15 protein-coding genes are annotated in these 15866 nt (G+C 67.4%); 4 read left to right on the top strand and 11 right to left on the bottom strand.

Annotated features, from left to right (window positions below; translation table 11 throughout):
* Nucleotides 1-186: 186 nt before the first annotated feature.
* The 3 genes from ACZ75I_RS08035 to ACZ75I_RS08025 form a co-directional block, all read right to left on the bottom strand.
* Nucleotides 187-1311: a prephenate dehydrogenase gene (locus ACZ75I_RS08035; RefSeq protein ID WP_472958923.1), complete on the bottom strand. Its 1125-nt coding sequence runs from the start codon at nt 1309-1311 to the stop codon at nt 187-189.
* The gene (pdxY, locus tag ACZ75I_RS08030) at nt 1308-2216 is read right to left on the bottom strand and encodes a pyridoxal kinase (RefSeq protein WP_472958922.1); all 909 of its coding nucleotides are present in this window, start codon (nt 2214-2216) and stop codon (nt 1308-1310) included. Before pdxY ends, ACZ75I_RS08035 begins: the two co-directional genes overlap by 4 nt.
* 569 nt (nt 2217-2785) lie before the next feature.
* Nucleotides 2786-3985 carry an MFS transporter gene (locus ACZ75I_RS08025; protein ID WP_005416188.1) on the bottom strand — a complete coding sequence of 400 codons (1200 nt, stop codon included), beginning with the start codon at nt 3983-3985 and terminating at the stop codon, nt 2786-2788.
* Between the two features lie 72 nt (nt 3986-4057).
* Here ACZ75I_RS08025 and ACZ75I_RS08020 point away from each other — a divergent pair, with 72 nt between their 5' ends.
* A complete protein-coding gene (locus ACZ75I_RS08020; RefSeq protein WP_061477934.1) occupies nt 4058-4855 on the top strand; it encodes an AraC family transcriptional regulator in 798 nt (265 codons plus the stop codon).
* Nucleotides 4856-4977: 122 nt separating this feature from the next.
* Here the strand turns inward: ACZ75I_RS08020 and dnaJ are convergent, their stop codons facing one another.
* The 4 genes from dnaJ to hrcA all read right to left on the bottom strand — a co-directional run bounded on the left by dnaJ (nt 4978) and on the right by hrcA (nt 10004).
* Entirely contained in the window at nt 4978-6102 is a 1125-nt protein-coding gene (dnaJ, locus tag ACZ75I_RS08015) for a molecular chaperone DnaJ (protein ID WP_072168303.1), read from the bottom strand.
* Between the two features lie 154 nt (nt 6103-6256).
* Nucleotides 6257-8179 (bottom strand): molecular chaperone DnaK, encoded by a 1923-nt coding sequence (gene dnaK / locus ACZ75I_RS08010; protein WP_005416183.1) that lies wholly within the window; start codon nt 8177-8179, stop codon nt 6257-6259.
* Nucleotides 8180-8360: 181 nt separating this feature from the next.
* Complete coding sequence (grpE, locus tag ACZ75I_RS08005) at nt 8361-8876, bottom strand: nucleotide exchange factor GrpE (protein WP_061477936.1); 516 nt, start codon at nt 8874-8876, stop codon at nt 8361-8363.
* Between the two features lie 63 nt (nt 8877-8939).
* Complete coding sequence (gene hrcA, locus ACZ75I_RS08000) at nt 8940-10004, bottom strand: heat-inducible transcriptional repressor HrcA (RefSeq protein WP_005416180.1); 1065 nt, start codon at nt 10002-10004, stop codon at nt 8940-8942.
* Nucleotides 10005-10119: 115 nt separating this feature from the next.
* Between hrcA and recN the strand changes: the two genes are divergently transcribed.
* Nucleotides 10120-11781: a DNA repair protein RecN gene (gene recN, locus ACZ75I_RS07995; RefSeq protein WP_346476916.1), complete on the top strand. Its 1662-nt coding sequence runs from the start codon at nt 10120-10122 to the stop codon at nt 11779-11781.
* Between the two features lie 122 nt (nt 11782-11903).
* Here the strand turns inward: recN and ACZ75I_RS07990 are convergent, their stop codons facing one another.
* The gene (locus tag ACZ75I_RS07990; protein WP_134968051.1) at nt 11904-12821 is read right to left on the bottom strand and encodes a LysR family transcriptional regulator; all 918 of its coding nucleotides are present in this window, start codon (nt 12819-12821) and stop codon (nt 11904-11906) included.
* Nucleotides 12822-12918: 97 nt separating this feature from the next.
* Between ACZ75I_RS07990 and ACZ75I_RS07985 the strand changes: the two genes are divergently transcribed.
* Nucleotides 12919-14163 (top strand): SGNH/GDSL hydrolase family protein, encoded by a 1245-nt coding sequence (locus ACZ75I_RS07985; RefSeq protein ID WP_346476917.1) that lies wholly within the window; start codon nt 12919-12921, stop codon nt 14161-14163.
* A 58-nt stretch (nt 14164-14221) separates the two neighbouring features.
* On the opposite strand, the gene fur is transcribed toward ACZ75I_RS07985, so the two are convergent.
* Entirely contained in the window at nt 14222-14629 is a 408-nt protein-coding gene (gene fur, locus ACZ75I_RS07980; protein WP_005409235.1) for a ferric iron uptake transcriptional regulator, read from the bottom strand.
* A gap of 103 nt (nt 14630-14732) precedes the next feature.
* Here fur and ACZ75I_RS07975 point away from each other — a divergent pair, with 103 nt between their 5' ends.
* Nucleotides 14733-15125 carry an outer membrane protein assembly factor BamE gene (locus tag ACZ75I_RS07975; RefSeq protein ID WP_005409234.1) on the top strand — a complete coding sequence of 131 codons (393 nt, stop codon included), beginning with the start codon at nt 14733-14735 and terminating at the stop codon, nt 15123-15125.
* A 34-nt stretch (nt 15126-15159) separates the two neighbouring features.
* Here ACZ75I_RS07975 and ACZ75I_RS07970 read toward each other — a convergent pair whose 3' ends face one another.
* A complete protein-coding gene (locus tag ACZ75I_RS07970; protein ID WP_180870347.1) occupies nt 15160-15417 on the bottom strand; it encodes an RnfH family protein in 258 nt (85 codons plus the stop codon).
* A gap of 3 nt (nt 15418-15420) precedes the next feature.
* Nucleotides 15421-15846, bottom strand: coding sequence for a type II toxin-antitoxin system RatA family toxin (locus tag ACZ75I_RS07965; RefSeq protein WP_061477941.1), 426 nt, complete (start codon nt 15844-15846; stop codon nt 15421-15423).
* Nucleotides 15847-15866: the final 20 nt, after the last annotated feature.

Genomic DNA, 15866 nt, shown 5'->3' with positions numbered 1-15866 from the left:
GCTCTGGTAGGTGTCGACCTGGGTCGACACGCTTGTCGCCAAAAGCAGTCGAGCATGGCTCGACCCTACAAAGAAGCGTGGCCAATTTTTCGCCAGGTATCTTGACAGCCTTTGCCAGCAAGGGCTGAGCGAGGTTATCCACACATTTGCTCAGGATCCATCCACACCACCTGTGGATGAATGTGGTCAGCCGAGCACCCGCCCGATGCCGCTGGCATCCACTTCCGCGGCCGCCCGGGTGATCGCGGCCGGATCACTGCCGGCGATGAACCCGATGCGGAAGTGCACTTCGCCGCCGGGCGTACGTGAGGAATGGATCGAGGCCAGGCTGATGCGATGCTGCTCGAATACATTCAGCAGCTCACGCAGCGACCCGGGCCGGTCTTCCGGCAGGTGCACCGACAGCGCATTGCGCTCGGTCAGGTCAGCCAGCAGATAGCCCACGCGTTCGAACGTATAGTTGCCGTCCGCCAGCGCCTGCTCACCGAAAGCGCTGCGATTGGCCGACAGGAGCTGCTCGCGGAAGGCACCACGTGCACGGTCGTCGCCCTGCCCGACCTGCGCCTGCAGGGCCTGCAGCTGGCCCACCAGCCGCTCCAGCATCGGCGCCACATACGGGTTGCCGAACTGGATGTCTTCGTAGATCGCCGGGTTGAGCGACAGGATGCGCGAAATGATCGCCGTATCCAGCTCGAACGATGCCGAACGGTACGGCATCATCGCAGCCAGATCGCCCAGCTGCGGCTGGTACTGGCGCAACACGCCGGCCTGGGCCAGATGGGTGGCATGCACCATCGCCTGCACCAGCGCCATCATCTGGTCGTGGTGCTGCGGCGTGGCCCGCACGCACTCGGCCTGCAGCGCGGCGCACAGCGTATCGACCCACGCCTGCCAGAGCTGCAGCCGCGCTTCGCAGACCACCATCACCCGCCCCTTCAGGGTCGGCGCCTTGGGTGGCGCGGTCATCGGGTGCAGGCCGACCACTTCGGCCTGCGACGCCAGCATCGCCTGCACCGGCGCCTCCTTTACCGAGGTCACATCCAGCCACAGCCTGCCCTGCTCGCGGCCCGCCGATTGCCGCACGTACTCGGCGATCAACGCCGGGGTGTGCCGGATCGGTGCCGAGAACACCAGCACATCGGCCTGCGCCAGTAGGTGTTCCGGCGTGTGCGAACCTGGGTCGGCCGGATCGTGGCCGATCACCTGCAGCTGCAGGTGCTGCTGGAAGAAGCGGGTCAGCCAGCGCCCGTAGGCGCCAGCGCTGCCGATGATGCCGACCGTGCGCGGCGTGCGTGGGTCCAGGCCGCTCATGCCACGCGTTCGGCGCGGAAGCGCATTCCTTCGGCCAGCGCCGCCGGCGCGGCGGCGACCACGTCGAATTCCTCGAAGCCGTTGTCCAGGGTCGCCTCCAGCGCCGCATGGGTGCCGGCAATCGCACGCGAAATCGCCTGCTGCATCGATTCGCCGCGCAGCAGGAACGACACCACCAGCGACATCAGCACATCGCCGGTACCCGCCACGTCCACCGGTAGCAGCGGCGAGGTCCAGCGCCAGGTTTCCTCGCGGCCGACGGCCAGGGTCACCAGTTCACCCGGGGTGCCGCCCACGCTGTGCGCGATCACCCAATGCGGGCCGCTATCCAGCAGCGTGCGCGCGGCGGCGAGGGCATCGGCCTCGGCCAGCGCCGGCATGCCGGTCAGGCGATTCAGTTCGAAAGCGTTCGGCGTCACCAGCCAGGCATGCGGCAGCAGGCGCTCGGCGAAGATCGCTTCCAGCCCGGGTTCCACGTAGGGGCCGGTGTGCGTGTCGCCAATCACCGGGTCCAGGCAATAGCGCAGCTGCGGGCAGCCCGGCAGGATGTCGTCCAGCCAGTCTGCGAAGGCAGCACCGTTGGCGGTGCTGCCGAAGTAGCCGGAGACCAGCATCTTCGCCCGCTGCGGCAGGCCGCGTTCGTGGGTGCCCAGCAGCAGGTCGGCGAACCAGTCGGCCGGCAGCACGCGGCCACGCGTGGTGTCGTAGAACGGCGCGTTGCTGAGAAGCACCGTCGGAATGCTTGCCACACGCACGCCCAGCGCGCGCATCGGCGGTACGGCAGCGCTGTTGCCGGCGTGGCCGTAGACAAGTTGCGACTGGACCGAGATGACATCGATCGGCGACGGGCCATCCGGCCGCTGGCGGCGGCCGTGGACCAGGTGATTATCAAGGGATTCGCTCATGGCCGCATTCTACGCCCAAGGGGATTTTCGGCAGGGCTTGCAGCCCTGCACCTGCCGAAGCTGCAAGCAACGGCAACGGCAACGGCAAAAGCGAGCTATCCGTGGGGTGGCGGGGCGGTGTCGGAGTGCGGGGTGTCAGCCGCATGGATGCGGCTGCCAAGCCTACACGGACGTACTTGCTGCGTCCCCGCATTCCGACACCGCCCCGCCTTCGACAGGTTCACGCGGCTGTTGGTAACTGCGGCTGTTGGTGGGTGTCGACCTTGGTCGACACATCTGTCAGATATCGAATGAATTCATCCACGCATGGCATGGGTCTACCGTGTCGACCAAGGTCGACACCTACCAGAGCAGTACACCGTTCCGACAAATCGCAGGAAACTGTCGAAGGCGGGGTGGGTCCGGTTGCGGGGGCGTGAGCGCCATGGATGGCGCGACCGAGCCTACAGGGACGTATTCACGGCGTCCCCCGCAACCGGACCCACCCCGCCAATCCACGGATAGCGCGCTTCGGCTGTTGCCGTTGCCTCTGCGGGTGCAGGGCTGCAAGCCCTGCAAACCAAACCCCCTCAGTGAGCAGCAGGCCGCGACGGCGGCAGCCACGCCGCCACGATGCCCAGCAACGGCAGGAACGCGGTCAACTGGTAGACGTACTCGATGCTGGTCCTGTCCGCCAACAGGCCGAGCACGGCGGCACCCAGCCCGCCCATACCGAACGCGAAACCGAAGAACAGGCCGGACACCATGCCGATGCGGTGCGGCATCATCTCCTGCGCATAGACCACGATCGCCGAGAACGCCGAAGACAGCACGAAGCCGATCAGCACCGCGAGCACCGTCGTCCACAACAGGTCGGCATGCGGCAGCATCAGCGCGAACGGCGCCACGCCGAGGATCGAGGTCCAGATGATCGGCTTGCGGCCGATCCGGTCACCCAACGGGCCGCCGAGGAAGCCGCCAGCGGCGGACGCCACCAGGAACGCGAACAGGTGCAGCTGCGCCTGCGCCACCGGAATGCCGAAATGGTGGATCAGGTAGAAGGTGAAGTAGCTGCCGATGCTGGCCATGTAGAAGTACTTGCTGAAGATCAGCACCAGCAGGATCGCCAGCACCTTGGCCACCGTGCGTGGTGGATGGCGCGGCGCCATCGAGGCGGTACTGGCTGGGCGCGGCGTGCCCAGATGCAGCGCGTACCAGCGGCCGACATAGGTCAGCAGCGCGATGCCGATCAGGGCCGCGCCTGCGAACCACGACGCGGCATGCTGGCCGTACGGCACGATCACTGCCGCCGCAATCAGGGGGCCCAACGCGGTACCGAAATTGCCCCCCACCTGGAACACCGACTGCGCGAAGCCATGACGGCCGCCCGAGGCGAGCCGCGCGATGCGCGAGGCCTCCGGATGGAAGATCGCCGAGCCGATGCCGACCATTGCCGCTGCCAGCAGCACCATCGCGTAGTTCGGTGCGAAGCCGAGCAACAGCATCCCGCACAGGGTCGAAGCCATGCCGATCGGCAGCGAATACGGTGCCGGGCGGCGGTCGGTGGCTACACCGATCAACGGCTGGAAGATCGACGCAGTGAGCTGGTAGGTCAACGTGATCAGGCCGATCTGGGTGAAGCTGAGATTGAAGCCGCCCTTGATCACCGGATAGATGGCCAGGATCAGCGACTGCATCATGTCGTTGACGACGTGCGAGGTGGAGATGGCGGCCAGCACGCCGGGGGCCGCCGGGCGTGAGGTCGTTGCGGGAGAAGCCAGGGTCGACATGGACGCAGTCAGGTTGGGGGCGAGCCCCGCATGCTACGGTTGCCCTTCCCTCCCTTCTGCCGCGTTCAGGTCATGCCCTATCGCAAAAAGGACATTGCCAGTGACGTCGATCCGGCCGCGCCCTGGCGGGAGGTTCCACTGCATCGCCCGGTCACCTATCGGGTTACCCAGTACCCGGTAGGTACCCACATTCCGGGGCACAAGCACCAGCGCCACCAGCTGGTCTACGCCATCTCCGGCCTGATGGTGGTGCGCTCGGAAGTCGGCCGCTGGGTGGTGCCCTCGAACCGCGCGATCTGGATGCCGGCCGGGATGGTGCACGCGGTGGACTGCATCGCCGCCGTGCACATGCGCAGCCTGTACATCGACCCGTCGTTCGCCCCGCAGTTGCCCGCCGAACCGTTCGCGGTGCAGGTCTCGCCCCTGCTGCGCGAGCTGCTGCAGGCCGCCACGTTGGTCAAGGGCGAGCACATCGAGGACAGCCGCGATGGCCGCGTGGTCCGCCTGCTGCTGGATGAGCTGCACCGCATGGACGTGCTGCCGTTGCACCTGCCCGCGCCAACCGACCCGCGCCTGCAGCGGATCTGCCTGCACCTGCAGAAGCACCCGGGCGATGACGCCACGCTGCAGGACTGGGCGCAGGCGCTGGAGGTGGACGTGAAAACCATCCAGCGGCATTTCGCCAACGAGCTGGGCATGACCTTCGGCCAGTGGCGGCAGCAGGCACGGCTGCTGGCCGCGATGGAACGGCTGGCGGTCGGCGACAAGGTCATCGATGTCGCGCTGGCGACGGGCTACGACAGCCCCAGCGCGTTCACCAGCATGTTCAAGCGCCAGCTGGGGCAGACACCTGCGGCGTTTTTCCGGTAACGGCATCCACGCATGGCGTGGATCCACCATCGCGGCGCATGCCCGGCGGAAACCATCGCGGATCGCAAACGAGAACGCCGGGCATGGCCCGGCGCTTCCGCTCAACGCTCCGGTTGAAAAACTCAGGACGTCATCCGGTCCCAGAAGCCTTTCACGCCGTCGATGAAGGTGGCCGACTTCGGCGAATGCTTTCGCGCTTCCTCGCCGACGAAGGTGGCTTCGAACTGCTCCAGCAGCTTGCGCTGTTCGGTGGTGAGGTTGACCGGCGTCTCCACCACCACGCGGCAATACAGGTCGCCTTCGCTGCGGCTGCGCACCGAACGCACACCCTTGCCGCGCAGGCGGAACAGCTTGCCAGTCTGGGTCTCGGCCGGAATGCGGATCTCCGCTTCGCCGCCGAGGGTAGCCACGCGCACGGTGTCACCCAGTGCCGCCTGCGAGATGCGGATTGGCACTTCGCAGTGCAGGTCGTCGCCATCGCGCTGGAAGATCGCATGCTCGCGCACGCGCACTTCCACGTACAGGTCGCCCGGCGGCGTACCGGCCGGCCCGGCTTCACCCTCGCCCTGCAGGCGGATGCGGTCACCGGTATCGACGCCCGCCGGCACCTTCACCGACAGCACCTTGTCTTCCTCGACGCGGCCGTTGCCGTGGCAGGTCTTGCAGGGCTTGGCGATGATCTGGCCACGGCCGCCGCAGTTGTGGCAGGCCTGCTGCATGGCGAAGATGCCGCGCTGGATGCGCACCTGGCCGCGGCCATGGCACACATTGCAGGTCTCGACCTTGCCGTCCTCGGAGCCACTGCCATCGCAGTCGCCGCACTCGGCCAGGGTCGGAATCTCGATGCGGCGCTCGACGCCGCGCACGGCCTCTTCCAGATCCAGCTCCATCACGTAGCCGATGTCGGCGCCGCGACGGGCCTGGCGTGGGCCACCGCCGCCCCCGCCAAAGATGTTGCCGAAGATATCGCCGAAGATATCGTTCATGTCCGGACCACCCGGACCGCCGCCGCCCATGCCGTGCTCGAACGCGGCGTGGCCGTGGCTGTCGTACATGCGGCGCTTGTTGCCGTCGGACAGCACTTCGTAGGCTTCCTTGCACTCCTTGAAGGAGGCCTCGGCCGCCGCATCACCCGGGTTGCGGTCCGGGTGGAACTTCATCGCGCAGCGACGGTAGGCCTTCTTCAGCTCGTCGTCGGTGGCGGTGCGGGCAACGCCCAGCACTTCGTAGTAATCGCGCTTGCTCATATCGTGAATCGGGTTCCGGAAAGTCGGGATTCGTCAAAGCGGAAGAGCGGAACCAGGTCCGCTCTTGCGTCGGGCGCCCCGACACGCCGGTGGGCGGTCAGGACCCTGATGCGACAACGGGACGCTGGTGGCCAGCGTCCCGCGTCGGTCCGGATCAGGACTTCTTGTCGTCCTTGACTTCGGTGAACTCAGCGTCGACCACGTCATCCTGCGCCTTGCCGGCATTGCCGGCGTCGGCCCCCGGGGCACCGCCCTGGTCGGCCGAAGCAGCGGCGAACAGCGACTGGCCAGCTTCTTCCAGTGCCTTCGACTTGGCTTCGATCTGTGCCTTGTCGTCGCCCTTCATCGCGGTTTCCAGGTCGGCCAGCGCCGCCTCGACCTTGCCGATGACATCGCCGCCGACCTTGCTGCCGTGCTCGGTGATGGCGCTGCGGGTGCCGTGGATCAGGGCGTCGGCCTGGTTGCGGGCCTGCACCAGTTCCTGGAACTTCTTGTCTTCTTCGCGGTTGGCTTCCGCGTCGGCGACCATGCGCGCGATCTCTTCCTCGGACAGGCCCGAACCGGCCTTGATCTCGACCTTCTGTTCCTTGTTGGTCTTCTTGTCCTTGGCCGACACGTGCAGGATGCCGTTGGCGTCGATGTCGAAGGACACTTCCACCTGCGGCAGGCCACGCGGGGCCGGCTCGATGCCGGACAGGTCGAACTTGGCCAGCGACTTGTTGAAGCGGGCCTGTTCGCGCTCACCCTGCAGCACGTGCACGGTCACGGCCGACTGGTTGTCCTCGGCGGTGGAGAACACCTGCGAGGCCTTGGTCGGGATGGTGGTGTTCTTCTCGATGATCTTGGTGAACACGCCACCCATGGTTTCGATACCCAGCGACAGCGGGGTCACGTCCAGCAGCAGCACGTCCTTGACGTCGCCGCCCAGCACGCCGCCCTGGATCGCCGCACCCAGTGCCACGGCTTCGTCCGGGTTGACGTCCTTGCGCGGTTCCTTGCCGAAGAACTCGGTCACCGCCTGCTGCACCTTCGGCATGCGGGTCTGGCCGCCGACCAGGATCACTTCGCTGATGTCGCTCGAACGCAGGCCGGCATCGTTCAGGGCGACGCGGCACGGCTCGATCGACTTCTTGATCAGGTCGTCCACCAGTGCTTCCAGCTTGGCGCGGGTCAGCTTGATGTTCAGGTGCTTCGGACCCGACGCGTCAGCGGTGACGTACGGCAGGTTCACTTCGGTCTGCTGGGCGCTGGACAGCTCGATCTTGGCGCGCTCGGCAGCATCCTTCAGGCGCTGCAGGGCCAGCGGATCCTTGCGCAGGTCGATGCCCTGGTCCTTGTTGAATTCTTCAACCAGGTACTCGATGACGCGGTTGTCGAAGTCTTCGCCACCCAGGAAGGTGTCGCCGTTGGTGGCCAGCACTTCGAACTGCTTCTCGCCGTCGACATTGGCGATCTCGATCACCGAGACGTCGAAGGTGCCGCCGCCCAGGTCGTACACCACGATCTTGCGATCCTTGTTGTCGCCCTTGTCCAGGCCGTAGGCCAGCGCAGCCGCGGTCGGCTCGTTGATGATGCGCTTGACGTCCAGGCCGGCGATGCGACCGGCGTCCTTGGTCGCCTGGCGCTGGCTGTCGTTGAAGTAGGCCGGCACGGTGATGACCGCTTCGGTGACCTTCTCACCGAGGAAGTCCTCGGCGGTCTTCTTCATCTTCTCCAGCACCTTGGCCGAGATTTCCTGCGGGGCCATCTTCTTGCCGTCGCTGGTGGCGACCCAGGCATCGCCATTGTCATGGGCCAGGATGCTGTACGGGACGTGGGCGATGTCCTTCTGCACCTCACCGTCGGTGAACTTGCGGCCGATCAGGCGCTTCACCGCGTAGAAGGTGTTCTTCGGGTTGGTCACGGCCTGGCGCTTGGCCGAGGCACCGACCAGGACTTCGCCGTCCTTGGTGTAGGCGACGATCGACGGGGTGGTGCGATCGCCTTCCGAATTCTCGATGACGCGGGCCTTGCCGCCGTCCATGATCGCCACGCACGAGTTGGTGGTGCCGAGGTCGATACCAATGATCTTGCCCATGGGGGAGACTCCTGAGGATGCTTGTTGGGGTCAGTCCGGCCGTTCGACCGGTGGATGAATACGATGTGGGGGAGGCCCGTGGAACATTCAAGCCACCTCCCGAACGCTGTGTTTCCGGTCGCCCGGCGCGTTCAGCGTCGGGCCGGGTCGCAGGTCATTCCCGCCGCCCGGCCCGGCAGGGTCAGTCGGCGGCCACCACCACCAGCGCCGGCCGCAGCAGGCGCTCGTTGAGCAGGTAGCCCTTCTGGAACACGGTCACCACGCTGCCCGGGGCAGCGCCCGGGGTCGGCGCCTGGCTGATGGCCTGGTGGTGCTCCGGGTTGAACGGCTGGCCGATCGGGTCCAGCAGGACCAGACCGTTGTCGGCAGCGACCTTGAGCAGCTGCTTGTAGGTCAGCTCCAGGCCTTCGCGCAGCGGGTGCGGGTCGTCGCCGGCGGCCTTCAGGCCGGCATCCAGGCTGTCGAACACCGGCAACAGCTCGCCCAGCAGCTTCTCGTTGGCGAACTTGCGGGCCTGCTCGATGTCACGGGCAACGCGCTTGCGCTGGTTTTCCAGGTCGGCGCGCTCACGCAGCGCATCGGCCTTGACCTGCTCGACTTCGGCGCGCAGACGCTCGACTTCGTCGTTGACGCCGGCGGTGGCAGCCGCATCGGCGGCACTCTGCTGGGATTCGATATCTGGATGTTCGTGGTTCATGTCTGGGTCCCTGGCGGTCACTCCCCGCCTCCACCCACCCTAGTGTGGGCGGGATGCTGCGTTTCAAGCGTCGGATGTTCCCGGCGTGCGTCCGGCCGGCGAAAAGGCCGCGCCAAGCACATCGGCGGTGGCCTGGACCAGCGGGATCACCCGGTCGTAGGCCATCCGCTTGGGACCGATCACGCCCAGCACGCCCAGCACCTGGCCATTGGCGGTATACGGGGCGGTGACCAGCGAGACGCCCTGCAGCGGCATCATTCCGGTCTCTTCGCCGATGAAGATGCGCACCCCCGGCGCCTGGATGGTCCGCTCCAGCAGCTGCAGGATCTCGCGCTTGCTGGAGAACAGCTCGAACAGTTCGCGCAGGCGCTCCAGGTCGGACAGGTCCTGCACGCCCATCAAGCGGGTCTGCCCGGCCACCAGCATGTCGTCGGCCGCCGGCTGCAGGGCCTGCTCGGCCAGTTCGATGCTGTGGGCCAGCAACTGCTCCAGTTCGGACCGGGCGTCGCGCAGCTCCAGCAGCAGGCGGGTACGGATCTCGGCCATCGGCAGGCCGGCGAAATGCGCATTGAGGTAGTTGGCGACCTGCTCCAGCTGGCCCGGCGCAAACTCCTGCCGGGTCTCGATCACCCGGTTCTGCACCTCGTTGTCGGCAAATACCAGGATCGCCAGCACCCGGCGCCCGTCCAGCGCCACGAAATCGATCTGGCGGAAGGCGAACTGCTCGCGCCGCGGTGCGCTGACCACGCCGACGAAGTGGCTCATCGCCGACAGCAGCTCCGAGGCGCTGCCGAGCAGGGCCTGGGTACTGCCGCCGCCGGCCAGCTCCTGGCGCAACCGGGCCAGCTCGCCCTCGCCCGGCGGCTGCATCTGCAGCAGGCTGTCGACGAACACCCGATAGCCATGCGCGGTCGGGACGCGGCCGGCCGAGGTATGTGGCGAGGCCAGCAGGCCCAGATCCTCCAGGTCGCCCAGGATGTTGCGGATGGTGGCCGGGCTGACCTCCAGGCCGGCCACGCGCGCCAGCGTCTGCGAGCCGACCGGCTCGCCGTCCTGGATGTATCGCGCGATCAGCGTGCGCAGCAGGTGGCGCGCACGCGGGGCAAGCTGGTCGGGAGAACCGTGCATGGAATCAACCTGTGAGACACGGACACTAGATAATGGCGGCGCATCGCCTTGGCAAGTCATTGGACCTCCCGCGCCCGCGTGCTAGCGTTGCGCGGCTGCTGACACCCCCTTACCCATGCTCAGACATCTTTCGATCAAGGATTTCGCCGTCGTCCGCGCCACCGAACTGGAGTTCGGGCCAGGCATGACCGTGGTTTCAGGCGAGACTGGCGCCGGCAAGTCGCTGATGGTCGACGCACTGGGCTTCCTGTCCGGCCTGCGCGCCGACAGCGGCGTGGTCCGCCATGGCGCCGCACGCGCCGAGCTTTCCGCCGAGTTCGCGCTGGAGCAGCTGCAGGCCGCCCGCCAGTGGCTGGCCGACAACGAGCTGGACGACGAGGACCAATGCCAGCTGCGCCGCGTGATCCGCGCCGACGGCGGCTCGCGGGCCTGGATCAATGGCCGCCCGGTGACGCTGGCACAGCTGGGCGATCTGGCCTCGCTGCTGGTGGAGATCCACGGCCAGCATGAACAGCAGGCGCTGCTGGCGCGCCCGTCGCAGCTGGCCCTGCTGGATGCCTATGCCGGCAACGAGAACGAGCGCCGCCAGGTGCGCCACGCCGCCGCGGCCTGGCAGGCACTGGTCGATGAATCGCTGGCGTTGTCGCAACAGGGCGACGTCAGTGACCGGATCGGCTTCCTGGAGCACCAGCTGCGCGAACTGGACCGCGAGGACCTGGAACCGGAATCGATTGCCGCGCTTAGCGCCAGCCACCGTCGCCAGGCCCACGCCAGCGCCCTGCTGAGCGCCTGCCAGGCGGCCAGCAACCAGCTCAACGGCGATGACGGCAGCTCTGCGCTGGACCTGCTGCAGCAGGTGCGCCACGAGCTGTCGCGGCTGGTCGAGCACGACCCGCGCCTGGGCGAAGTGGACGGCCTGATCGAGAACGCCTCGATCCAGCTGCACGAAGCCCTGTCGCTGCTTGATCGCGTGCACGACGATCTGGATGCCGACCCGGAACAGTTCGAGGAGAACGAGCGCCGCCTCGGCCGCCTGCACGACCTGGCCCGCAAGCACCGCGTGCCGATGGACGAACTGGGCGCGCAGCGCGAGCGCATGCATGCCGAAGTGGAGCAGCTGCGTGGCGCCGACGAGCGCCTGCAGCGCCTGGCCGGCGAGATCGACAAGGCCGCCGCCGCCTGGCGCGTGCAGGCTGAAGTGCTGACTGCCAGCCGCCGCAGCGCCGCTGCCGAACTGTCGGCCACCACCACCGGCATCATCGCCGAGCTCGGCATGGGCGGCGGCCAGTTCCTGATCGAACTGGAGCCACAGGACAACGGCAAGCCCGACCCGCAGGGTGCCGAGCGCGTCGAGTTCCTGGTGGCGGCCAACGCCGGCCAGCCGCCGCGCGCCCTGCGCAAGGTGGCCTCGGGCGGTGAACTGTCACGCATCTCGCTGGCCATTGAAGTGGCCGCGCTGGACCTGGATGCAGTGCCAACCATGGTGTTTGACGAGGTCGACTCCGGCATCGGCGGCGCGGTGGCTGACATCGTCGGCCAGAAGCTGCGCGCGCTCGGCGAGAAGCGCCAGGTACTGTGCGTGACCCACCTGCCGCAGGTCGCTTCCAAGGGCCATGCCCATTACCGGGTCAGCAAGGCCCCGGTGGAAGGCATGACCCAGAGCGCAGTGGAAAAGCTGGACAACAAGGCGCGCGAGGAAGAGCTGGCGCGCATGCTCGGCGGTGTGGAAGTGAGCAAGGAAGCGCGCGCCGCCGCCCGCAAGCTGCTGCAGGCCTGAGGCCGGCGGAGCCGAGCGCGGGCTCGGCTCTACAGGATTTCCCGAACGAACCGACGTGTAGCGCCGAGCCCATGCTCGGCTTCCGCGCACCAGCGTGGCACAGCTCACCCCAGCGGCCGGCATTACCCCCGTGGCTGCGTCAGGTCGACGTTCTCCACCAGGAAATCGAGGAACGCGCGCACCCGCAGCGGCAGGTAACCGCCCTGCCCCAGGAACACCGCGTGCACCTCTTCCAGGTCGCCGGGATTGGCCTCTTCCAGCACCGGCAGCAAGCGCCCGGCAGCAATGTCCTCCTGCACCTGGAATGCCGCCAGCCGCGCCATGCCCAGCCCGCCCAGCACCAGCTGGCGCAGCGCATCGCCGTTGCTGGCGCGGGCATTGCCACTGGGCAGCAGCATCCGCTCGCGCCCCTCCTGCAGCAACGGCCACCCCTGCATCGCACGCGCGTGGCCGATGTCCAGCCGGTTGTGCGACTGCAGCTCCTCGGCAGTGCGTGGCAGCCCGTGCCGCTGCGCGTAGGCCGGTGCAGCCACGATCATCATCCGCGTCGCGCCCAGCCGTCGCGCCACCAGACTGGAGCTCTTCAGCGGCCCGGCCCGCACTGCCACGTCGGTGCGCTGCTCCAGCAGGTCGATCACCTCGTCGTTGAGGGTCAGGTCCACGCCCACCTGCGGGTTACGCTCAAGGAACGCCGGCAGCAGCGGCAACAGGAAATGGCGGCCAAACGGCACGTTGGAGTTGACCCGCAGCCGCCCGCGCGGCTCGGCATGGGCGCTGGCACAACGCTCGGCCTCCTCCAGGTCGGCCAGCACGCGCAGGCCACGCTCGTAGAACGCGCAGCCTTCCGGGGTCAGCTGCAGCTGGCGGGTGGAGCGTTGCAGCAGGCGCGTGCCCAACCGTTGCTCCAGCCGCGCCACCAGCTTGCTCACCGCCGACGGGGTCATGTCCAGCGTTCGGGCGGCGGCGGAGAAGCCACCGGTCTCGATCACGCGCACGAACACTTCCAGTTCGCCGGATCGGTTGATGTCAGGTCGCGCCATGGCAATGAATCCAGTTCACAGATGATTGTCCATGCGCAGTCTAGTTCACAGATAAGCACGGAATCACCATGGCGGTCCCTCCACTCGGGACTGCCCGATGAACCGCTTGAGCCAGCTCACCGCCACCGCCCTGCTCGCCGTGTCCGGCGCCGCCAGTGCCGCATCCGCCCCGCACTGGGTCGCCAGCTGGCAGGCCAGCCCGCAGCCGGTCTGGAACGCGGATTTCCTGTTCCCGACCCTGGTCCCGGCCACACTGCAGGACCATACCTTCCGCCAAACGGCGCGCATCAGCCTGGGCGGCCCGCGGCTGCGGGTGCGGCTGAGCAATGCCTACGGCACCCAGCCGCTGCGGATCGGAGCAGCCAGCGTGGCCGCACGCGCGGGCGCCATCCCGCAACCGCTCAGCTTCGGCGGCCAGCCCGGGGTGTTGATCGGGCCCGGTCAGGAACAGCTGAGCGATCCGCTCCCGCTGGCCACGGATGACCGCCAGGCAGTGCAGGTCAGCGTCTTTGTGCCGGGGCCGGCAACCGTTCAGACGTTCCATTGGGAAGGCCGCCAGACCAGTTGGATCGCCCCCGGCGACCAGAGCCGGGCCCAGGACCTGAGCGCAGCCAGCAGCACCACCGCCCGCCTGCTGCTGACCGGAATTGACGTCGAGGCCGGCGCCGACGCGCGCAGCGTGGTGGTGATCGGGGATTCGATCACCGACGGTGCCACCGCCAGCCTCGACCAGGACCAGCGCTGGACCGATCATCTGGCCGCGCGCCTGGCAGCGCGGGGCACAGCCGTGGTGAACGCCGGCATTTCCGGGGGGCGGCTGCTGCGCGACGGCATGGGTGAATCCGCCCTGGTCCGCTTCCGGCGCGACGCGCTGGACCAGCCTGCGGTATCCAGTGTGATCGTGCTGATCGGCATCAATGACATCAGCTGGCCAGGTACCGCATTCGCCCGGAACCAGGCCCGGCCCACGCTGGCCGAACTGCAGGCGGGGTATCGCGCGCTGGCAGAACAGGCCCGCCATCGTGGCGTGCGGATCATTGGCGCCACCCTGCCGCCGTTTGCCGACGCCCTGCCCGGCACGCCAATGGACGACTACTACCACCCGGACAAGGATGGCCTGCGCCAGCGGATCAATGCCTGGCTGCGCACGGACAGCCCGTTCGACGCAGTGATCGACCTGGACGCGGCGCTGCGCGACCCGGCCGATCCCTCACGGATGGCCGCCGCCTACGACTCCGGCGACCACCTCCACCCGGGTGATGCCGGCAACCGGGCCATGGCTGAGGCGGTCGATCTTGAGGTGCTCATGGGGCCATCCACGCATGGCGTGGATCTACCGTAAGCAACGAAAAACCCCGGGCAGGCCCGGGGTTTCGTCGCATCCAGCTGGCCGGAACGGCTTACTTGCGCTTCTTGCGCACGTACAGCACCAGCGAGTGCTCTTCCAGCTCGTAGCCATGGTCTGCGGCGATCTTGCGCTGCAGCTCCTCGATCTCGTGGCTTTCGAACTCGATGATCTTGCCACTGTCCACGTCGACCATGTGGTCGTGGTGGCCGCCACGGTCCAGTTCGTAGACCGCCTGGCCGCCCTCGAAATTGTGCTTGAGCACGAGGCCGGCGGCCTCGAACTGGGTCAGCACCCGGTACACCGTGGCCAGGCCGATCTCGTCGCCATGCTCCAGCAGCTGGCGGTAGATGTCTTCGGCGGTCATGTGGTGCTGGGCATTGCGCTGCTCGAGCAGCGCCAGGATCCGCATCCGCGGATGGGTCACCTTCAGGCCGACTTTACGCAGGTCGTGGGTTTCCATAGGTCTCCGTTCATTGGCGATTTAGCGCCAGCTGCCTCGGATTGGGTCGCGGTGGCACGCCGGGAGTGTATCATCGGTTTGATTTCCCCAACCGCCAGTCCCGATGCGCAATCTCCTGTTGGTCGCCGCCGTCGCCCTGTCCACCACCGGGTGCGGCATCATCTACAAGCAACCCATCTATCAGGGCAACCTGATCCGGGAAGATGCCGTGGCCAAGCTGCAGGTCGGGCAGAGCAAGCAGCAGGTCACCGCGCTGCTGGGCACCCCGTCCATTCCCGACCCGTTCCACGCCCAGCGCTGGGACTACACCTCCAGCCAGCGCGTGAACCGCCTGGGCCGTACCGAAGTGAAGAACTTCGTGGTGTTCTTCGAGAATGACACCGTGACCCGCTGGGAAGGCGATTACTTCCCGGGCAACGACAAGGCCCTGGCCCAGCAGACCGTGCGCCAGTTCGGCCGCAATCTGCCGAAGGACAAGAAGAAGAAGGGCCGCTGAGCCCCCTGCCCGTCCGCAGGTGCGGCTGCTGGAATCAACCGCCGAGCGCGCGACGCCGGCGGTTATCCTTCGGATCTGCCAGCAGCGGGCGCAGCAGTTCGATGCGGTCGCCGTCCAGCAGAACCTGGTGCGGGCGTGCCAGTACGCCATGCACGGCGACGGCGGGACAATCGGCACTGCCTTCCAGTGCGGCCGCCGCGACAGCATCGGCGACGGTGGCCCCCTCTTCCAGCTGCAGGCGGCACGACAGCACCTGCTGCGGCCAGGCCAGTACCACCTCGACCTCGATCATCGCTCAGCCCTCGTCGGCGACGCGGACGAAATCGTTGACCATGCGATCGGCCAGCCCCTGGAAGCCGATCGCCAGCGCCGGACCGAGCAGGCGCGAGCTGGGTTCGAACTCCAGGGTCAGGGTGACCTTGCAGGCATCCTCGGCCAGCGCATGGAATTCCCAGCGGCCGTGCAGCTGCTTGAACGGGCCATCGCGCAGCTGCATATCGATGCTGTGCGGTCGCCGCAGGGTGTTTTCGGTCTGGAACCAGGTGCTGAACGAACCCAGGCCCAGGTCCAGGCGCGCCACCAGGCGGTCCTCGCCCTGTTCCATGATCTGGGCAGCCGAGCACCAGCGGAAACGGCTCGGATAGGCCTGGACATCATTGACCAGGTCGAACATGCGCGCGGCCGAATGTTCGACCAGGGCGCTGCGGCGGATAGTAGGCATGAATACAGGACGTTTCGGCA

The organism is Stenotrophomonas sp. X (assembly GCF_055721025.1).
This window is presented reverse-complemented; position numbering and strand designations above follow the sequence as displayed.

Coding starts and splice junctions, on each gene's coding strand:
- ACZ75I_RS08025 (WP_005416188.1), bottom strand. CDS start 3,985: ATGTCGACCCTGGCTTCTCCCGCAACGACCTCACGCCCGGCGGCCCCC.
- ACZ75I_RS07985 (WP_346476917.1), top strand. CDS start 12,919: ATGAACCGCTTGAGCCAGCTCACCGCCACCGCCCTGCTCGCCGTGTCC.
- ACZ75I_RS08035 (WP_472958923.1), bottom strand. CDS start 1,311: ATGAGCGGCCTGGACCCACGCACGCCGCGCACGGTCGGCATCATCGGC.
- pdxY (WP_472958922.1), bottom strand. CDS start 2,216: ATGAGCGAATCCCTTGATAATCACCTGGTCCACGGCCGCCGCCAGCGG.
- ACZ75I_RS07970 (WP_180870347.1), bottom strand. CDS start 15,417: ATGATCGAGGTCGAGGTGGTACTGGCCTGGCCGCAGCAGGTGCTGTCG.
- dnaK (WP_005416183.1), bottom strand. CDS start 8,179: ATGGGCAAGATCATTGGTATCGACCTCGGCACCACCAACTCGTGCGTG.
- ACZ75I_RS07990 (WP_134968051.1), bottom strand. CDS start 12,821: ATGGCGCGACCTGACATCAACCGATCCGGCGAACTGGAAGTGTTCGTG.
- ACZ75I_RS07965 (WP_061477941.1), bottom strand. CDS start 15,846: ATGCCTACTATCCGCCGCAGCGCCCTGGTCGAACATTCGGCCGCGCGC.
- grpE (WP_061477936.1), bottom strand. CDS start 8,876: ATGAACCACGAACATCCAGATATCGAATCCCAGCAGAGTGCCGCCGAT.
- hrcA (WP_005416180.1), bottom strand. CDS start 10,004: ATGCACGGTTCTCCCGACCAGCTTGCCCCGCGTGCGCGCCACCTGCTG.
- recN (WP_346476916.1), top strand. CDS start 10,120: ATGCTCAGACATCTTTCGATCAAGGATTTCGCCGTCGTCCGCGCCACC.
- ACZ75I_RS07975 (WP_005409234.1), top strand. CDS start 14,733: ATGCGCAATCTCCTGTTGGTCGCCGCCGTCGCCCTGTCCACCACCGGG.
- fur (WP_005409235.1), bottom strand. CDS start 14,629: ATGGAAACCCACGACCTGCGTAAAGTCGGCCTGAAGGTGACCCATCCG.
- dnaJ (WP_072168303.1), bottom strand. CDS start 6,102: ATGAGCAAGCGCGATTACTACGAAGTGCTGGGCGTTGCCCGCACCGCC.
- ACZ75I_RS08020 (WP_061477934.1), top strand. CDS start 4,058: ATGCCCTATCGCAAAAAGGACATTGCCAGTGACGTCGATCCGGCCGCG.